The organism is Leucobacter sp. NPDC015123 (genome assembly GCF_043080205.1).
GTDB classification, from domain to species: Bacteria; Actinomycetota; Actinomycetes; order Actinomycetales; family Microbacteriaceae; genus Leucobacter; species Leucobacter aridicollis_A.
On the sequence record NZ_JBIBVH010000009.1, the window covers coordinates 102,034 to 118,494 of the forward strand.

The window sequence follows — 16,461 nt, forward strand, 5'->3', positions numbered from 1 at the left end:
AGCCGCGAGCTTTCACCCGCTAGCGCAGCCGCGACATAGACTGATGCCTATGACTGACGCGGCGAAGACTATGCACGGCGACGAGGTTCCCGCCCCCAACCTTGCTGAGATGCTCGCGCTCGCCAACACCGAGGCGCGCACCCACTACGACATCTTCACGGGGCCTGCGATGCCGACTCCCCACGGCCGCGCATTCGGCGGCCAGGTGCTCGGACAGGCGCTCATGGCAGCAGGCCTCACCGCTCCAGAGGGCCGCGAGATTCACTCGATGCACGGCTACTTCGTGCGCCCCGGCGACAGCCACACCCCAATGACGTTCGAGATCGCAAGACTTCACGACGGCAGGTCCTTCTCGACCAGGCGCGCCCAGGCCTATCAGGATGGCGCCGTACTAATGTCGCTCATCGCCTCGTACCAGGGGCCCGAGGAGGGGCTCGACCATCAGGACGGCCTCGACACCGCGGAAATCGCGCAGCCAGAGTCGCTCCCGTCGGTATGGGACAAGTACGGCCATCTCACCGGAGAGCGGCGCAATTCGTGGGTACTCAACAGGCCGTTTGATTTCCGCCACGTCGAGGGCGACATCTTGGTCGACGCGGGCGAGCCGCGTAGCAATCAGGCAGTATGGCTGAAGAGCCGCGAGCCGCTTGACGGCGGTCAGGCGCTGCACTCAGCCGCGCTCGCGTTCGCGTCCGACTACCTCCTCCTCGAGCCGGTCGCGCGGCGCCATGGCATTCCCTGGGCGACGCCAGGGATGAGCGCGGCAAGCCTCGACCACAGCATGTGGTTTCACAGACCCTTCCGCGTCGACGAGTGGCTGCTGTACACGCTCGAGTCGCCGACCGCACAGAGCGGCCGCGGACTCGCCCATGGCCGCTTCTACGATCGCTCTGGCGCGCTTGTCGCGAGCGTCTCGCAGGAGTCGATGATTCGATTCCCCCGCTAGCCACGGCCCGCGACCGACGCTTCCCGGGCCACGACCAGGGAGCGGTTGTCCGCGAGCGTTGTTCCGTCAGCCACGCCCGAGCATGAGCGGCTCGTCCATCCATTCTCGGACGGCCGTGCGACCCTCGGCGCTCAGACGTGCCGGCCTCAGCGTCTCGCCGTCGACCATCACCGCGACGGTGATCGCGCGCGCGACGACTGAGCGCTCAGCCGCAGCTCCGTCGACAATCTCACAATGGATCTCGAGGTGCGAACCACCAAGTTTGCCGACCCAAAGCTCGACAGTGACAGGCTGCTCCGAGTACTCGAGCACGCTGAGAAACTCGATCGACTGGCTCGCAACGAGCATCTTCGGCCCGCCTGCGATATTCGACTGGAAATGCTGTTCAAGCCCGGTGGGTTCGGTCGCCGCGCCGAGCCACAGCACGCGCACGCGCGCCTCTTCAAGCAGTCGGGCAAACACGACGTTGTTGATGTGCCCATAGGCGTCTTGATCGCCCCAGCGAAGCTGCAGGGTGACGTGGGCTCGGGCCATTGTGCGATCCTTTCGCGGAAACCTCTGGGTGACAAAATACGAGTGCCCGCAGGACACGCCTGCGGGCACTCGATCATTCGCTAATCGCGGGTGAGCTTGCGGTAGTGGCTACGCGACGGCTTCGCAGCGTCCGCACCAAGGCGCTCGATCTTGTTCGCCTCGTAGGCTTCGAAGTTCCCCTCGAACCAGTGCCAGTCAGCCGGGTTCTCGTCGGTGCCCTCGTACGCGAGAATGTGCGTCGCGATGCGGTCGAGGAACCAGCGATCGTGGGTGATGACCACGGCGCAGCCTGGGAACTCGAGCAGCGCGTTTTCGAGCGACTGCAGCGTCTCGACGTCAAGGTCGTTCGTCGGCTCATCGAGGAGCAGGAGGTTGCCGCCCTGCTTCAGCGTGAGCGCGAGGTTCAGCCGGTTGCGCTCTCCGCCCGACAGCACGCCGGCCTTCTTCTGCTGATCCGGTCCCTTGAACCCGAACTTCGACACATACGCGCGCGACGGGATCTCAGTCTTGCCGACGGTGATGATGTCGAGGCCCTCGCTCACGACCTCCCAGAGCGTCTTGTCTGCGTCGATGTTTGCGCGGTTCTGGTCAACATAGCTGATCTTCACAGTCTCGCCGATGCGCAGTTCGCCGCCATCGAGCGGCTCCAAGCCGACGATCGTCTTGAACAGGGTCGTCTTGCCGACGCCGTTCGGGCCGATGACACCGACGATGCCGTTCGGGGGCAGGCTAAACGAGAGGCCGTCGATGAGCGTGCGATCGCCGAACGACTTCTTGAGGTCCTTTGCCTCGATAACGAGGTTGCCGAGGCGCGGGCCTGCGGGAATCTGGATCTCCTCGAAGTCGAGCTTCTTGGTACGCTCGGCCTCGTTCGCCATCTCTTCGTAGCGCGCGAGACGCGCCTTGGACTTCGCCTGGCGGCCCTTCGTGTTCGAGCGGACCCACTCGAGCTCATCCTTCAGACGCTTCGCGAGCTTCTGATCCTTCTTTCCCTGGACCTCGAGGCGCTCGTGCTTCTTCTCCAGGTAGGTCGAGTAGTTGCCCTCGTACCCGATCAGGCGGCCGCGGTCGACCTCGGCGATCCACTCCGCGACATTGTCGAGGAAGTACCTATCGTGGGTGATCGCGATGACCGCTCCCGGGTACTTCTGCAGGTGCTGCTCAAGCCACAGCACGCTCTCGGCGTCAAGGTGGTTGGTCGGCTCGTCGAGGAGCAGCAGGTCGGGCTTCTGGAGCAGCAGCTTGGTGAGCGCAACACGGCGCTTCTCGCCGCCAGAAAGCGGGCCAATCTCAGCGTCGCCTGGCGGGGTGCGCAACGCATCCATCGCCTGTGCGAGCTGGTTATCGAGATCCCAGCCGTCTGCGGCGTCGATCTCTTCCTGCAGCGTGCCCATCTCGGCGAGCAGCGCGTCGAAGTCAGCGTCGGGCTCGGCCATGAGTGCCGAGATCTCGTTGAACCGGTCGAGCTTGCCCTTGATCGCGATACCGCTCTCGATGTTCTCGAGGACCGTCTTGGTCTCGTCGAGCTCGGGCTCCTGCATGAGGATGCCGACGGTGTAGCCGGGGGTCAGCGCGGCGTCGCCGTTGGACGGGGTATCGAGACCCGCCATGATCTTCAGGATCGTCGACTTACCGGCGCCGTTCGGGCCGACCATGCCGATCTTGGCGCCCGGAAGGAACGACATCGTCACGTCATCAAGAATCAGCTTCTCGCCGACTGCCTTGCGGGCGCGAACCATTTGGTAGATGTATTCAGCCATATATTTTCAAAAGCGCGTGCGCTCCGAACTCCCTGCTTCACGAGGTGGAATCTATCGCGGACTACTCTACCCGTTCTCGGCACGCGGCGACTCAGGTTCATGCGACCGGACGGCAACGATGCCCGCTCCGTAGACTCGTGTGTATGAGTGACGCACCTGAACCCGTCGCCGAGATCCCGACGGGACCGGTCCCTGTACCCGAGCGCGTACGCGAGCTCACCGGCGGCCGTCATCTCGTCCCTGTCTGGGTCAACGAGCTTGGTGGGCTCACGTTTCGAGACCAGGGCGCCCCAGGTAGCGGTGGCGCGAGCTACGTGAAGTGGGTCCCGGCTGGCACTCCCGAACTCAATCTCTCCGAGGAGGCGACGCGGCTCGCGTGGGCGCTGGCGGGCGGTGCCACTGTGCCCGAGGTAGTGAGTCATGGCTCCGACAGCGATGGAGACTGGCTCATCACGTGCGCGCTCCCGGGCGCCTCGGCAGTGGCTCCGCAGTGGATCGCGGAGCCAGCGACCGCCGCTCTGGCGATCGGCGCCGGGCTGCGAGTGTTGCACGACACTCTCCCCGTCGCCGAGTGCCCGTTCGAATGGGGCATCGCGGGCCGGGTTTCACGGTTCGAGGAGCGCATCGCCTCGGGTGAGAGTCCGGGCGACTGGCATCGCAACTATCGGGATCTCACTGTCGAAACGGTCAGAAGGATCCTGCTGGACCCGCCTGACCCTGATCGACTCGTCGTGTGCCATGGCGACGCGTGCGCTCCGAACACGCTGCTCGACTCGACCGGGCGCTTCGCAGCGCACGTTGATCTCGGCTCACTCGGCGTCGCGGATCGCTGGGCGGATCTTGCGGTCGCCGCATGGAGTATCGACTGGAACCACGGTCAGGGGTTCGATCACCTCGTGTACGAGGGGTACGGCATCGACCCCGATCAGGATCGAATCGACTTCTATCGGCTGCTCTGGGACGTCGGATAGTCGCCAGTGGCGCGCACGGCGGCTACCAGTCGATCGGACGCGTCTGCCCGATGAGGCACACGTTCTTTTCTGGCCCAACAGCGTCGACGACCTCCGCCGTGGCGTCGCGTTCCTCCGCGGAGATCTGCCCGATCAGGCAGGTCTCGCCTGTGCGAACCGAGACGTAGATGCTGTCGGCTGCGAGGCCCGTCTTGGACGCGTCAAACGAGACCTGCATCGTTTGCTTCTCAAAACCACCGGCCGCAAGAGCGTCCACGATTGGCTGCCCCTGCACGGCCTGCTCGCCTGCCGCGTACTCGCGGAGCACCTGGCTGAAGAACGGCAGGTTCTCCTCGGAGGAACCCCCCGGGACAAACACAGCGGGCTCAGCGGGCACCTCGACAGGCGGACGCTCGGGCGTCACGGGCGTCGGACCTTCGAGCAATGAGCACGAGCTGAGGGCAAGCATGAGCGCCGCAGCGCCCGCAACAGTTGCCGCAGCGCGACGAGCTCGTTTCACAACCATGCGCCAAGTCTACGGGGCGCCGCAGGGTGTGAGCCTCAGCAATGCTGTGAGCTTCGCCCACAGGTGCCCGATTCGTCGTTAACCCGGTTGATTGTCCACAGGCCGACGTACTTGGTCGAGGGCCGTGTCACCGAGCGCCAGGCTAGAAACACCCGTCCGAGACACCCGGACGCAACCGACGCCTGACGGAGGCGTCGCCCACCGACACCAGCAGTGAGAGAAAAGGAGCCATCATGGCCCAGCACATCAGCATCATCGGACAGATCGCGACAGAACCGAAGCTCTTCACGCCCGCCGGCGGGGCGGAGTTCTGCACGTTTCGCCTCGCAAGCTCTGACAGGAGGTTCGACGCGGAAACGAAAGAGTGGTCGGATGGTGAAACAAACTGGTTCACGATCAACACCTTCCGCGGACTCGCGCGCCACGCGAAACAATCGTTCAAGAAAGGCGACCGGATTGTCGTCGCGGGCAGGCTCAGACTGCGCGACTGGGAGAACGAGGGCAAGCGGGGCACGGCAGTCGAGGTCGACGCAGAGGGAGTCGGGCACGACGTGCGGTTCGGGGTCTCTGGATTCCTCAAAGCAAACGGCGTCGAGGGCGCCAATCAGACACCCGCGGCGACGCCATCTGAGGATTCCCGCGAGGCGAGCGCTGACCCGACTCCCCCAGAACGCTCGCGTGTGGACGCCGACCGCGGTGGCTCTGACGACGCCGGGTCGCCAGACGTCGCCAGGTCATCCGACGGATTCACTCCCCAGCTCGCTTCGGCGTGAGGCTTCAGAGTTCCGCGCGCGGCCAGCGAGTGCCCTGTCAAGCCAGAAGTAGAGGTATCCGACGGCAGTAAGCGCAATGCCGAGACCGACGACCCACAGCGCGACGCCGCCGACCCCGTGTGCCTCAACGTTCAAGAACGGGTACGGGTACCGCTGGCCGGGCGAAAATTCTCCCCCGAGGCCACCGTAAATGAAGGCGAACACGAGGTACACGAGTGGAAATCCGAGCCATCGCACAGGATCGGCGCGGCGCAGCGCACCCTTCGGCACAAAGAGCAGCCAGTCGACGATCAACAGGCACGGCGTGACGATGTGAATCAGGTTGTCAGTCAGCGAGAACGGGACGTAATCGCTGCCCTGCACAAACGAGGTCGGAACGAGCACGACAAGGTAGACGAGCATCGTGATGGTGATTGCCATCATGATCGCGGCGCTCCAGGAGGCGGACGGCGACGAGACTCCGTGCGGGCCGCGCAGTACCAGGTCTCGGCTCGTCGCAACGACGAGCACGAGCATCCAGCCCAAGCAGAGCACGTTGCTGAGCACCGTGTAAAACGTGAACGCTGACAGGCTCGGGTCAGGTCCGAAAATGCCTGTGATCCGCACGATTCCAACCGCGATGAGCACCAACGAGACGGCCCTGAACGCGAAGGCAACTGGGCGCAGCGCGAGTGCGCCCTGCTGCATGATTCCATTCTGAACTGGCGCGCCAGCCGCCGTCGCCTCAGTGCGAGCGGCTCCATTCTCTGTCATCAGCGGCTAGACGAGGTACTCAGCGAAGCCCGCGCGAATCTTGTTCACCTTCGGCACGGCTACCGCGAGGCAGTAGCCCTGAGTCGGGTTCTTCGCGAAGAAGTCCTGGTGCTCTTCAGGCCCTGGGTACACGGCGTCCAGGGGAGCAATCTCGGTGACGACTCCCCCGCCCCACGCCTCGTTTGCACGTTCGCGCGCGGCCTCAAACTGCTCGCGCTGCGCGTCGTCAGCGTAGAACATAGCCGAGCGATACTGCGTGCCGACGTCGTTGCCCTGACGGTTGAGCTGCCTCGGGTCGTGCATCGTGAAGAACGCATCGAGCACAACGCTCGGCGGCAATACGTTTTCATCGAACTCAACCTCGACGACCTCTACGTGCCCGGTGCGCCCAGTGCACACAGCCTCATACGTCGGGCTCGGAGTCTCGCCGCCAGCGAACCCGGAGCGTACGGCGCTCACGCCGCGCAGGGCCCGGTAGGCAGCGTCAAGGCACCAGTAGCAACCGCCACCCAGCACATAGGTCGTTGTCATGCGAGTTCTCCTTCACCGCGCCACCATGCGTCGTTTGGTCCAACCGGCACTCGCCGCTTGTGGTCAGTCGCGAGGAACCGACGTTCGAGGTTCGCGCGCGCTTCGTCAGACACCTCTTCACCCCGCAGGTACGCGTCGATTTCGGGGTAGGTGACGCCAAGACTCGACTCATCGGTCTCGCCGGGCTTGCCGTCGAGCAAGTCAGCCGTCGGTACCTTCTCCCACAGCCGGGAAGGCGCGTCGAGGGCGCGCAGCATCTCTGCGCCCTGGCTCTTCGTGAGACCCTGCAACGGAATCACGTCGGCGGCACCGTCACCAAACTTCGTGAAGAACCCAGTAATCGCCTCGGCTGCATGATCCGAGCCAATCACGATGAGCCCGCGGTCGCCAGCGAGGCCGTACTGTGCGACCATCCGGGCCCTGGCCTTCACGTTTCCCTTGTTGAAATCGCTTACGGGTTCGCCCGTCGCTACCGTCAGCGCCGACACCATGCCGTCAACCGAGTCGGCGATGTTCACTGTGACGGCGTGGTCGGGCCGAATAAATGAAAGCGCGAGCTGCGCGTCTTCCTCGTCGTGCTGCACACCATACGGGAGACGCATCGCCCAAAACTCGGCTGGCGACCCAGCGTCGCGAAGGCGCTCGACAGCGAGCTGTGCGAGCCTGCCAGCAAGCGACGAGTCCTGCCCCCCGGAGATACCAAGCACGAACCCGCGGACGCCGGGGATCGCCGCGGCGTAGTCCGCGAGAAACGCGATCCGCCGCTCGATCTCACCCGCGACATCGATCTCGGGCAGCGAGCCGAGCTCGCGAATGATCCGGTGTTGTAGTTCGTTCACTACACAAGCTCCTCTACGTCCATGAGACAGCGCGGCCCCAGCAACCCCTTGAGCTCACCGAACAGGTCGGAAGAGATTCTCACCCGTTCTCGGAGTTCAAACACGCGCACAGCGTGTGGCGTGATGAGGTTTAGCCTAATCTCTGAATCGCCAGGATGCCGCTTCAGCGTCGACTGAAGTTCTTCCATCAGCGGCTCGGTCGCCCGCGCCTCCGTCAACGTGAGCGCAAGCGTCCCTGCCTCGTCTTGGACCGACGCGTCAATTCCGCGCACGCCATACGCGTGCATCGACATTCCATCATCTCGCGCGTTGAGTTTGCCCCTGAGCGCGACAATCGAGTCTGGCTGCAGCATCGGCCCGAACTCCTGGTACGACTTGCCCATGAAGAGCGCCTGGATTTCACCAGTGAAGTCCTCGATAGTCGCCATGCCGTAGAGGTTTCCCGACTTCGCTGTGCGGTGCTGCACGCTCGTGAGGAGCCCAGCAAGCACGACGGTCTCGCCATCAAAGTTCGCATCAGGATTCGTCACCTGCTCGACAGTCGCCGACGCCTCTTTCGCGAGCGTCGTCTCGAGGCCGCGAAGCGGGTGGTCAGACACGTACAGGCCAAGCATCTCACGCTCGAACGCGAGTTTGTCCTTCTTGTTCCACTCCGGCCGTTCGGGAACGAGCGACACCGTCTCCGAGCCCACCCCGGTGGCCTCGGCGGCCTCCGCGAAGAGGCTGTCAAAGTCGAACCCGACGTCACCGTTCTCCTCGGCCCGCTTCTCCTTCACCGCGCCCTCAACCGCGCCCTCGTGAATCTCGAGGAGCGCGCGACGCGTACCGCCGAGTCCATCGAACGCGCCAGCCTTGATGAGAGACTCGATCGTGCGCTTGTTCAGCGCGGGCAGCGCGACTTTCTTGAGGTAGTCGTGGAACGACTCGAAGTTGCCCTTCTTCTCGCGCGCCTCCCGGACGGCTTCGACGACGTTCGTGCCGACGTTGCGAATTGCTCCCAGTCCAAACCTGATGTCGTCGCCAACGGCCGAGAAGTTCGCGAACGACTCATTCACAGCTGGCGGAAGCACGTTGATGCCCATCCTGCGGCACTCGTTGAGGTAGATCGCGAGCTTGTCCTTTGAATCGCCAACGCTCGTCAGCAGCGCTGCCATGTACTCGGCCGGGTAGTGCGCTTTCAGGTAAGCGGTCCAGTAGCTCACCACGCCGTATGCTGCAGAGTGAGCCTTGTTGAACGCGTAATCCGAGAACGGCAGCAGGATGTCCCACAGCGCCTTCACCGCGGCGTCGCTAAAGCCACGCTCGTGCATGCCGGCAGCGAAGCCCTCATACTGCTTGTCGAGCTCAGACTTCTTCTTCTTGCCCATCGCCCGCCGCAGAATATCTGCCTGGCCCAGGGAGAAGCCCGCCACCTTCTGCGCGATCGACATCACCTGCTCCTGGTAGATGATGAGGCCGAATGTCGTGTCAAGCACGTCTTTCAACGGTTCCTCGAGCTCAGGGTGGATCGGGGTGATTGGCTGCAGCCCGTTCTTTCTGAGTGCGTAGTTCGTGTGCGAGTCGGCGCCCATCGGGCCGGGCCGGTAGAGTGCGAGCACGGCCGAAATGTCTTCGAAGTTGTCAGGCTTCATCAGGCGAAGCAGGCCGCGCATGGGGCCGCCGTCGAGCTGGAAGACGCCCAGCGTGTCGCCGCGCGCAAGCAGTTCGTACGAGGGCGCGTCGTCGAGCTCGAGGCGCTCAAGGTCGAGCTCGACCCCACGGTTCAGCCTGACGTTCTCAAGCGCGTCGGAGATGATCGTGAGATTTCGAAGCCCCAGAAAGTCCATCTTGATGAGGCCGAGGCCCTCACACGTCGGGTAGTCGAACTGCGTAACAATCTGACCGTCTTGCTCACGCTTTTGCAGCGGAATGATGTCGATGAGCGGATCGCTCGACATGATCACTCCAGCGGCGTGCACGCCCCACTGCCGCTTCAACCCCTCGAGACCAAGCGCGGTCTCGTAGACTCGCTTGGCATCGGGGTCTTCCTGCAGCACGGCGCGGAACTCGGCGGCCTCCTTGTACCGAGGGTGCTCCGAATCGGTAATGCCAGAAAGCGGGATATCCTTCGCCATGACTGCCGGCGGCATCGCCTTGGTGAGCTTCTCGCCCATGCCAAACGGGAAGCCGAGCACGCGCGAGGCGTCCTTCAGCGCCTGCTTCGACTTGATCGTGCCGTAGGTCACAATCTGCGCGACGCGCTCGTCACCGTATTTCTCGGTCACGTACTTGATGACCTCGCCGCGGCGACGATCATCGAAGTCAACGTCGAAGTCGGGCATGGAGACGCGATCTGGGTTGAGAAAGCGCTCGAAGATGAGGCCGTGCTGCAGCGGGTCGAGGTCGGTGATCCTCATCGCGTACGCGACCATTGAGCCGGCGCCCGAGCCACGGCCGGGGCCCACCCGGATCCCGTTCTCCTTCGCCCAGTTGATGAAGTCGGCGACGACGAGGAAGTATCCGGGGAAGCCCATCTGAATGATGACGCCGATCTCGTACTCGGCTTGCTTTCGAACCGCATCCGGGATGCCGCTCGGGTAGCGGTAGTGGAGGCCCTTCTCGACCTCCTTGACGAACCAGCTGTCCTCGCTCTCCCCGTCGGGCACCGGGTATCGCGGCATGTAGTTGGCCGAGGTGTTGAACTCAACCTCGCAGCGCTCAGCGATGCGCAGGGTGTTGTCACAGGCCTCGGGCAGCTCGCGGAAGATGTGCCGCATTTCGGCCGCGCTCTTCAGGTAGTAGCCTGAGCCGCTGAACTGGAACCGGTTCGGGTCGTCAAGTCGCGACCCCGACTGCACGCACAGCAGCGCCGAGTGCGCCTCAGCATCCTTCTCATGGACGTAGTGCAGGTCGTTCGTCGCGAGCAGGGGAATGCCCAAGTCACGAGCGATCGCGAGCAGATCCTTCTGCACCCGGCGCTCGATCTCGAGGCCGTGATCCATGATCTCGCAGAAGAAGTTGTCTTTCCCAAAGATGTCTTGGAACTCGGCTGCCGCCTGGCGCGCCTCGTTGTACTGCCCGAGGCGCAGGCGAGTATGGATCTCGCCCGAGGGGCACCCAGTCGTCGCGATGAGCCCCTTGGAGTAGGTCTGCAGGAGCTCCCTGTCCATACGAGGCTTGAAGTAATATCCCTCGAGCGACGAATAGCTCGACAGCCTGAACAGGTTGTGCATGCCCTCAGTCGTCTCCGAGAGCATCGTCATGTGGGTGTACGCGCCGCCACCAGAGACGTCATCGCCGCCACCGTCCCCCCAGCGCACCCGCGTGCGATCAGAGCGGTGCGTGCCCGGGGCGAGGTAGGCTTCGATGCCGATGATGGGCTTCACCCCGGCATCCTTCGCAGAGCTCCAGAAGTCGAACGCGCCAAACGTGTTGCCGTGGTCGGTCATCGCGATAGCAGGCATCCCCTGGTCTGCGACAGCCTGCATCAGCGGCTTCACGCGCGCAGCACCGTCGAGCATCGAGTACTCGCTGTGCACGTGGAGATGAACGAAACCGTCAGAATCCGACACTCAAGAGCCCCTTTCGAAGACAGTTCAAGGGTACCGCGTCCAGCGTGGGCGGACACCCAGAGTCGCCGACAGGCTCACTCGGAGCGAAGCTGCCCGCGCGCGCCGCCCGGAACGGCTCTGGAGCATGGGTTACGCGTCGAGCACGTCGATCGCGTGCTGCAAGTCGGCGGGGTACGTCGACTCGAACTCAACAGGCTCCCCCGTGCCCGGGTGCCTGAAGCCGAGCCGCATCGCATGGAGCCACTGGCGAGTGAGCCCAAGCCGTTCGGAGAGCACGGGGTCGGCACCGTACATCGTGTCGCCAACACATGGGTGGCGCTGCGCAGACATGTGGACGCGGATCTGGTGCGTACGTCCGGTCTCGAGCTCGATCTCGAGCAGGGTTGCGAACGGGTAAGCCTCAACAGTCTCGTAGTGCGTGATCGAAGGCTTGCCGTCGCTCGTCACCGCGAACTTCCATTCGTGGCCCGGGTGCCTGCCGATCGAGCCCTCGATAGTTCCTGAGAACGGATCGGGATGGCCCTGCACGACCGCGTGATAGATCTTGCGCACCTCCCGGTCGCGGAACGCACGCTTGAGCAGGCTGTAGGCGCGCTCGCTCTTCGCGACGGCCATGAGTCCGCTCGTGCCAGCATCGAGCCTATGCACGATTCCTTGGCGTTCGGGCGGGCCGGAGGTGGCGATGCGATACCCGGCGCCAGCAAGCGCGCCGAGCACCGTCGGCCCTGTCCACCCGAGCGACGGGTGGGCTGCCACGCCCGCTGGCTTATCAATGACGACGAGGTCTTCGTCGTCGTACACGATGCCGAGCTCGGGAAGGTCGACTGGCACCACAGTGGGCTCCGCCTTCTCCGTCCAGCTCACTTCGAGCAGGGCTCCGGCGCTCAGCCGCGCGGACTTTGGAATCGTCTCTCCATCGAGGGAGACGCCCCCGGCCGCGATGACCTCCTGCGCGAAGCTTCTGGAGAACCCAAGAAGCTTCGCCAGAGCCGCATCAGCACGTTCGCCGGCGAGCCCGTCGGGCACTGGCAGACTACGGTGTTCCACCCTCTGACCTCTCGTCAGCGACGCCTGTCTCGGCGTCGGCCGCTGGTACTGTCTCTGCTTCAGCACCAGCCCCTGCTTCAGCACCTGCCTCTGCTTCAGCACCAGTCACGGCTTCTGCGCCTGCCTCCGCATCATCGCCACGCTTCTCTCGTCCGCCCTCGATCGAGAGCCCGAAAATGGTGATGAGCACGAACAGAATCATGCCGCTGACGATGCCGATATCGGCAATGTTGTAGATTGCTGGCATCATCCACGGCGTGAGGATGAAGTCAATGACGTGACCCTCGGGAAAGCCTGGCTCGCGAGTGAGCCTGTCAGTGAGGTTTCCGAGCACACCGCCGAGCAGCAGTCCGAGGAACAGCGCCCACGGCACCGACCGCAGTCGGCGAATCTGCCAAATGATGACCCCGACGACGATCACGGAGAGGATCGTGAAGATCCATGTCTGCCCGCTCGCAATCGAAAACGCCGCCCCCGGGTTGCGCACGAAGTGCCACTGCAGGAAGCCTCCCAAGACCGGGACGGTCTCCCCTTCGGGCAGGGTCGCGACGACCCAGTTCTTCACGAGCTGGTCGGTGACAAGGACCGTCGCCGCTACTGCACCGAGCAACAGCGGCACCAATACCCGGCGAAGGGTTGTTGGTGCCGCTGCGGCTGAAGTTGTTGTCTTCACCCTCGATTTACTCGAGGCCCTCAGGCCTCACGAGCGGCTCGGGCGAGCTGTCAAGGTCACGAAGCTGCGACTGGATGTACGAGCGCAGCGTGGAGCGGTACTCGCTCTCGAAGCCGCGGAGCTCTGCGACGACCTGGTTGAGCTTCTCCATCTCGTCGCTGTGCGCGCGAAGTTCGTCGGTGCGGCGCTTCTGCGCTTCCTCGACGAGTTCGCGTGCGGTGCGCTCTGCGTCGTCGACCATCTGAGTGCTCTTGGTCTGCGCGGCGTTGATGAGCTCGTCGCGGGTGGTCTCGCCCTCGCTGACGTACTTGTCGTGCAGCTCGAGTGCCATCTGCAGCATCGCGCTCGACTTGATCGCGTCGGGGCGCTGTGCACCGTCGGCCGCAGGTGCGGCCTCGACGACCTCGGGTGCGGGCGCGACGGCGACAGGCGCCTCAACGACGATCGTCTCGTCGGCGGCAACGGGGCCGCGCTCCTCGAGCTGAGCGGTGAGCTCGGCGATCTTCGCCTCAAGCTCCTGCTTTTCTGCGTCGCGCTGACGGATCTCTTCAACGACCGTGTCGAGGAAGTCATCGACCTGATCGAGATCGTAGCCATCACGGAACTTCGTGATCGTGAACTTCTGATTCACAACGTCTTCAGGAGTTAGGGCCATCGTTAAATCTCTTTCTGTGGGTTGGATCGCTCGCGCGATCTACACATCAACGCTAACAAACTCTCATTGAGCTTACGGGGTTTACACCCAGCCAGGGATAATCCTGAGCAAAATGATGCAGGCGAACATTGTCAAGAACCAGCCGAGATCAAGGGCGACCTGGCCGAGTCGGATAGGCGGGAGGATCTTGCGGAACATGCGAATCGGCGGATCAGTGATCATATAGACGGCTTCGACGATGATCGCGAGAATCCCTTTCGGGCGGAATCCTCGGGCGAGTACAGTCACCCAGTCAAGGATGAAGCGGGCCCAAAGCAGCAAAACGAACAGCCGCAGTGCGACACGCACCACGGTGGTGAAGATATAGAGGATCTCCACTATGCGGTGGGAGCCACGAAGAATGAACCGTCGGCTTCGCTCGCGGGCTCGTCACTACCGACCTCGATGTGCTCAGGGGTCAGCAGGAAGACTTTGCTCGTCACGCGTTCGATGCGACCGTTCAAGCCGAGCGTGAGGCCGCTCGAGAAATCGATGAGACGCTTGGCCTCATCGTCGCTCATGCGCGAGAGGTTCATAATGACGGGGATGCCGTCACGGAAGCTCTCGGCGATGACCTGAGCGTCACGGTACGCGGTCGGGTGGACAGTAAAGATCTCGTTCATTGCCTGAGGTGCTTGATTGCGAACAGGGGTAACCCGGCGAAGCGGCGCCACTGCCGGGCGCGGCGTCTGAGCGGGCTTCGCTGCGGCCTGAGCCGAGGGAGCTGGGTCGCGCTCGGGCGCGGCCTGGGCGACAGGCTCCTCTTCGAGGCCCTCCTCGGCAAGTCCGAGGAACACCATTGTCTTCTTCAACGGGTTACTCATCTGTTCTCCCAACGGTTGTTTGCCTTGAGACTACCGGGCATCCGGCCGGTTTCCTGTGATTGCGCTGCCGATTCGCAGGTGTGTCGCCCCAGCCGCGATGGCCTCGGCGTAGTCGTGAGTCATTCCCGCCGAGATCGCCGTCGCTGCCGGCGCGAGGGCGCGCACTCTGTCTGAGTATCCGGCGAGGCGCTCGAACGCCCGGGGCGCCGGCTCCTCGAGTGGCGCGACAGCCATCACTCCGCGGAGCACGAGGGAGTCTGTCGCGAGAATGTGCTCGGTCAGTGACTCGATGTCGCTCGGGGCGGCGCCTCCGCGGCCAGGGTCGTCAGTGAGGTTGATCTGCAGGAAGACATCGAGCGCTCGGTCGACACTCGACAGCGCATCGACGAGCCGTGCGCGGTCAATCGAGTGAATGGCGGAGGCATACTGGGCCGCCTGCCGCGCCTTCTTAGTCTGCAACTGCCCGATGTAATGCCAGTTCAGGTCGAGAGCCGCGAGCTGCGCTGATTTTTCTTGAGCTTCCTGGTGTCGGTTCTCGCCGACGTCTCGGACGCCAAGCGCTGAAAGCGCCTCGACGAGGCTCGCGGGGTGAAACTTCGTGACGACAATCAGCGTCGTCTCCGACGCATCACGCCCCGCTGCCCGGCAGGCCTCAGCGATCCCGTCCTGCACGGCGTGCAGGCGCTCGGCGAGCCCCTCGTACGTACTCGACGCCTCAGTGACGCTCACGTGTTCGCCTATCGCAGGAAGGCTGGGATGTCGAGATCGTCGTCATCGTCGCCGTCAAACGCGGGATCGCGCAGCTGCTCCTCGACGGGCGGGTGCTGCAGCGCTCCCCCGAACTCGCCTGTCTCTTCGGTGACTTCGGTCGTCGCCGAACGCGCGCCGGTGCCCGCAAGCGCGGCGCTGACCGCCGAGGCTTCCTCGATGCTCTCAACATGTCCGGCGCGACGGCCGCGATCCGCCGAGGCGCCGCGAGTCTGCCCTGCGGGCTCCTCATCGAAGCCTGCGGCGATGACAGTCACGCGGACCTCGTCTCCGAGAGTCTCATCGATGACAGTTCCGAAGATGATGTTGGCCTCCGGGTGCACGACGTCCTGCACGAGCGTCGACGCCTCGGTGATCTCACTGAGCGCGAGGTTCGAGGAGCCCTGGATCGAGAAGAGCACGCCGTGCGCGCCCTCGATCGACGCTTCGAGCAACGGCGAGGCGACAGCGAGCTCGGCAGCCTTGATCGCACGGTCTGCACCGCGGGCCGAGCCGATACCCATGAGCGCCGAGCCGGCACCCTGCATGACCGACTTCACGTCGGCGAAGTCGAGGTTGATGAGGCCGGGCGTGGTGATGAGGTCAGTGATGCCCTGGACACCTGCGAGCAGAACCTGGTCGGCCGCGGCGAACGCGTCGATCATGCTGATGCCCGGCTCGCTGATCTCGAGGAGGCGGTCGTTCGGCACGACGATGAGGGTGTCGACGGCCTCGCGCAGGGTATTGACGCCAGCATCGGCCTGCGCGGCACGGCGCTTGCCCTCGAAGCTGAACGGGCGGGTCACAACGCCAATGGTGAGCGCGCCGATCGACTTTGCGATGCGCGCGACGACTGGCGCCGCTCCAGTGCCCGTGCCACCACCCTCGCCAGCCGTCACGAAGACCATGTCGGCGCCAGCCAGCGCCTCCTCGATCTCCTCAGCGTGGTCCTCGGCTGCACGCCGGCCAACCTCGGGGTCGGCGCCTGCGCCGAGCCCGCGAGTGAGCTCGCGGCCAACGTCGAGCTTTACGTCAGCATCGCTGAGGAGCAGTGCCTGCGCATCGGTGTTCACTGCAATGAACTCGACGCCGCGGAGCCCGAGCTCGATCATGCGGTTCACTGCATTGACACCGCCGCCGCCGACTCCGACGACTTTGATCACCGCGAGGTAGTTCTGGTTCATGGCCACCTGGTCCCCTCAACCTTCAAGTACGAGCAACATTAAAGTTCTACTTGAACTTCAAAGTTAGTATTGCCGTATACGCTTTCGTGTCAACGGTATGGCTCAGCGCCCACCCCGCGCCTTCGACAC

At 63.9% G+C, this 16,461-nt stretch carries 17 protein-coding genes; 3 read left to right on the forward strand and 14 right to left on the reverse strand.

What is annotated here, in order from left to right:
- Nucleotides 1–49 precede the first annotated feature (49 nt).
- A complete protein-coding gene (locus tag ACF07D_RS14735; RefSeq protein WP_391505407.1) occupies nt 50–946 on the forward strand; it encodes an acyl-CoA thioesterase in 897 nt (298 codons plus the stop codon).
- Between the two features lie 66 nt (nt 947–1,012).
- Here ACF07D_RS14735 and ACF07D_RS14740 read toward each other — a convergent pair whose 3' ends face one another.
- On the reverse strand, nt 1,013–1,480 hold the full coding sequence (locus tag ACF07D_RS14740; protein WP_391505408.1) for an acyl-CoA thioesterase: 468 nt from the start codon (nt 1,478–1,480) through the stop codon (nt 1,013–1,015).
- An 80-nt stretch (nt 1,481–1,560) separates the two neighbouring features.
- Entirely contained in the window at nt 1,561–3,240 is a 1,680-nt protein-coding gene (gene ettA / locus ACF07D_RS14745) for an energy-dependent translational throttle protein EttA (RefSeq protein WP_119279361.1), read from the reverse strand.
- Nucleotides 3,241–3,383: 143 nt separating this feature from the next.
- Here ettA and ACF07D_RS14750 point away from each other — a divergent pair, with 143 nt between their 5' ends.
- A complete protein-coding gene (locus ACF07D_RS14750) occupies nt 3,384–4,211 on the forward strand; it encodes a phosphotransferase (RefSeq protein WP_391505409.1) in 828 nt (275 codons plus the stop codon).
- Nucleotides 4,212–4,233: 22 nt separating this feature from the next.
- Here the strand turns inward: ACF07D_RS14750 and ACF07D_RS14755 are convergent, their stop codons facing one another.
- Entirely contained in the window at nt 4,234–4,716 is a 483-nt protein-coding gene (locus ACF07D_RS14755; protein WP_391505410.1) for a DUF6993 domain-containing protein, read from the reverse strand.
- A 233-nt stretch (nt 4,717–4,949) separates the two neighbouring features.
- Here ACF07D_RS14755 and ACF07D_RS14760 point away from each other — a divergent pair, with 233 nt between their 5' ends.
- Nucleotides 4,950–5,489, forward strand: a complete 540-nt coding sequence (locus tag ACF07D_RS14760) for a single-stranded DNA-binding protein (RefSeq protein ID WP_391505411.1) — start codon at nt 4,950–4,952, stop codon at nt 5,487–5,489.
- Here the strand turns inward: ACF07D_RS14760 and ACF07D_RS14765 are convergent.
- From ACF07D_RS14765 to ftsZ, 11 genes are all read right to left on the reverse strand, one after another.
- A complete protein-coding gene (locus ACF07D_RS14765) occupies nt 5,451–6,242 on the reverse strand; it encodes a Pr6Pr family membrane protein (RefSeq protein WP_391505412.1) in 792 nt (263 codons plus the stop codon). The genes ACF07D_RS14760 and ACF07D_RS14765 overlap by 39 nt on opposite strands.
- 6 nt (nt 6,243–6,248) lie before the next feature.
- On the reverse strand, nt 6,249–6,773 hold the full coding sequence (gene msrA / locus ACF07D_RS14770) for a peptide-methionine (S)-S-oxide reductase MsrA (RefSeq protein WP_391505413.1): 525 nt from the start codon (nt 6,771–6,773) through the stop codon (nt 6,249–6,251).
- Complete coding sequence (nadE, locus tag ACF07D_RS14775) at nt 6,770–7,612, reverse strand: ammonia-dependent NAD(+) synthetase (RefSeq protein WP_391505414.1); 843 nt, start codon at nt 7,610–7,612, stop codon at nt 6,770–6,772. The genes msrA and nadE overlap by 4 nt, the downstream gene beginning before the upstream one ends.
- Nucleotides 7,612–11,112, reverse strand: a complete 3,501-nt coding sequence (gene dnaE, locus ACF07D_RS14780) for a DNA polymerase III subunit alpha (RefSeq protein WP_391505442.1) — start codon at nt 11,110–11,112, stop codon at nt 7,612–7,614. Before dnaE ends, nadE begins: the two co-directional genes overlap by 1 nt.
- 180 nt (nt 11,113–11,292) lie before the next feature.
- Entirely contained in the window at nt 11,293–12,210 is a 918-nt protein-coding gene (locus ACF07D_RS14785; protein ID WP_119279345.1) for an RluA family pseudouridine synthase, read from the reverse strand.
- Nucleotides 12,197–12,883, reverse strand: a complete 687-nt coding sequence (gene lspA, locus ACF07D_RS14790) for a signal peptidase II (RefSeq protein WP_391505415.1) — start codon at nt 12,881–12,883, stop codon at nt 12,197–12,199. The genes ACF07D_RS14785 and lspA overlap by 14 nt, the downstream gene beginning before the upstream one ends.
- Nucleotides 12,884–12,890: 7 nt before the next feature.
- Nucleotides 12,891–13,538, reverse strand: a complete 648-nt coding sequence (locus ACF07D_RS14795) for a DivIVA domain-containing protein (RefSeq protein ID WP_119279342.1) — start codon at nt 13,536–13,538, stop codon at nt 12,891–12,893.
- Between the two features lie 81 nt (nt 13,539–13,619).
- Nucleotides 13,620–13,889, reverse strand: coding sequence for a YggT family protein (locus ACF07D_RS14800; protein ID WP_391505416.1), 270 nt, complete (start codon nt 13,887–13,889; stop codon nt 13,620–13,622).
- Nucleotides 13,890–13,915: 26 nt separating this feature from the next.
- On the reverse strand, nt 13,916–14,401 hold the full coding sequence (locus ACF07D_RS14805) for a cell division protein SepF (protein ID WP_119279338.1): 486 nt from the start codon (nt 14,399–14,401) through the stop codon (nt 13,916–13,918).
- 30 nt (nt 14,402–14,431) lie between these two features.
- Nucleotides 14,432–15,130, reverse strand: a complete 699-nt coding sequence (locus ACF07D_RS14810) for a YggS family pyridoxal phosphate-dependent enzyme (RefSeq protein ID WP_391505417.1) — start codon at nt 15,128–15,130, stop codon at nt 14,432–14,434.
- 8 nt (nt 15,131–15,138) lie between these two features.
- Nucleotides 15,139–16,338, reverse strand: a complete 1,200-nt coding sequence (ftsZ, locus tag ACF07D_RS14815) for a cell division protein FtsZ (protein WP_119279336.1) — start codon at nt 16,336–16,338, stop codon at nt 15,139–15,141.
- Nucleotides 16,339–16,461: the final 123 nt, after the last annotated feature.

Excerpts from the sequence above, each read along its gene's own strand:
- ACF07D_RS14735 (WP_391505407.1), top strand. The coding sequence starts at position 50 with ATGACTGACGCGGCGAAGACTATGCACGGCGACGAGGTTCCCGCCCCC.
- ACF07D_RS14740 (WP_391505408.1), bottom strand. The coding sequence starts at position 1,480 with ATGGCCCGAGCCCACGTCACCCTGCAGCTTCGCTGGGGCGATCAAGAC.
- ettA (WP_119279361.1), bottom strand. The coding sequence starts at position 3,240 with ATGGCTGAATACATCTACCAAATGGTTCGCGCCCGCAAGGCAGTCGGC.
- ACF07D_RS14750 (WP_391505409.1), top strand. The coding sequence starts at position 3,384 with ATGAGTGACGCACCTGAACCCGTCGCCGAGATCCCGACGGGACCGGTC.
- ACF07D_RS14755 (WP_391505410.1), bottom strand. The coding sequence starts at position 4,716 with ATGGTTGTGAAACGAGCTCGTCGCGCTGCGGCAACTGTTGCGGGCGCT.
- ACF07D_RS14760 (WP_391505411.1), top strand. The coding sequence starts at position 4,950 with ATGGCCCAGCACATCAGCATCATCGGACAGATCGCGACAGAACCGAAG.
- ACF07D_RS14765 (WP_391505412.1), bottom strand. The coding sequence starts at position 6,242 with ATGACAGAGAATGGAGCCGCTCGCACTGAGGCGACGGCGGCTGGCGCG.
- msrA (WP_391505413.1), bottom strand. The coding sequence starts at position 6,773 with ATGACAACGACCTATGTGCTGGGTGGCGGTTGCTACTGGTGCCTTGAC.
- dnaE (WP_391505442.1), bottom strand. The coding sequence starts at position 11,112 with ATGCTCGACGGTGCTGCGCGCGTGAAGCCGCTGATGCAGGCTGTCGCA.
- ACF07D_RS14795 (WP_119279342.1), bottom strand. The coding sequence starts at position 13,538 with ATGGCCCTAACTCCTGAAGACGTTGTGAATCAGAAGTTCACGATCACG.
- ACF07D_RS14805 (WP_119279338.1), bottom strand. The coding sequence starts at position 14,401 with ATGAGTAACCCGTTGAAGAAGACAATGGTGTTCCTCGGACTTGCCGAG.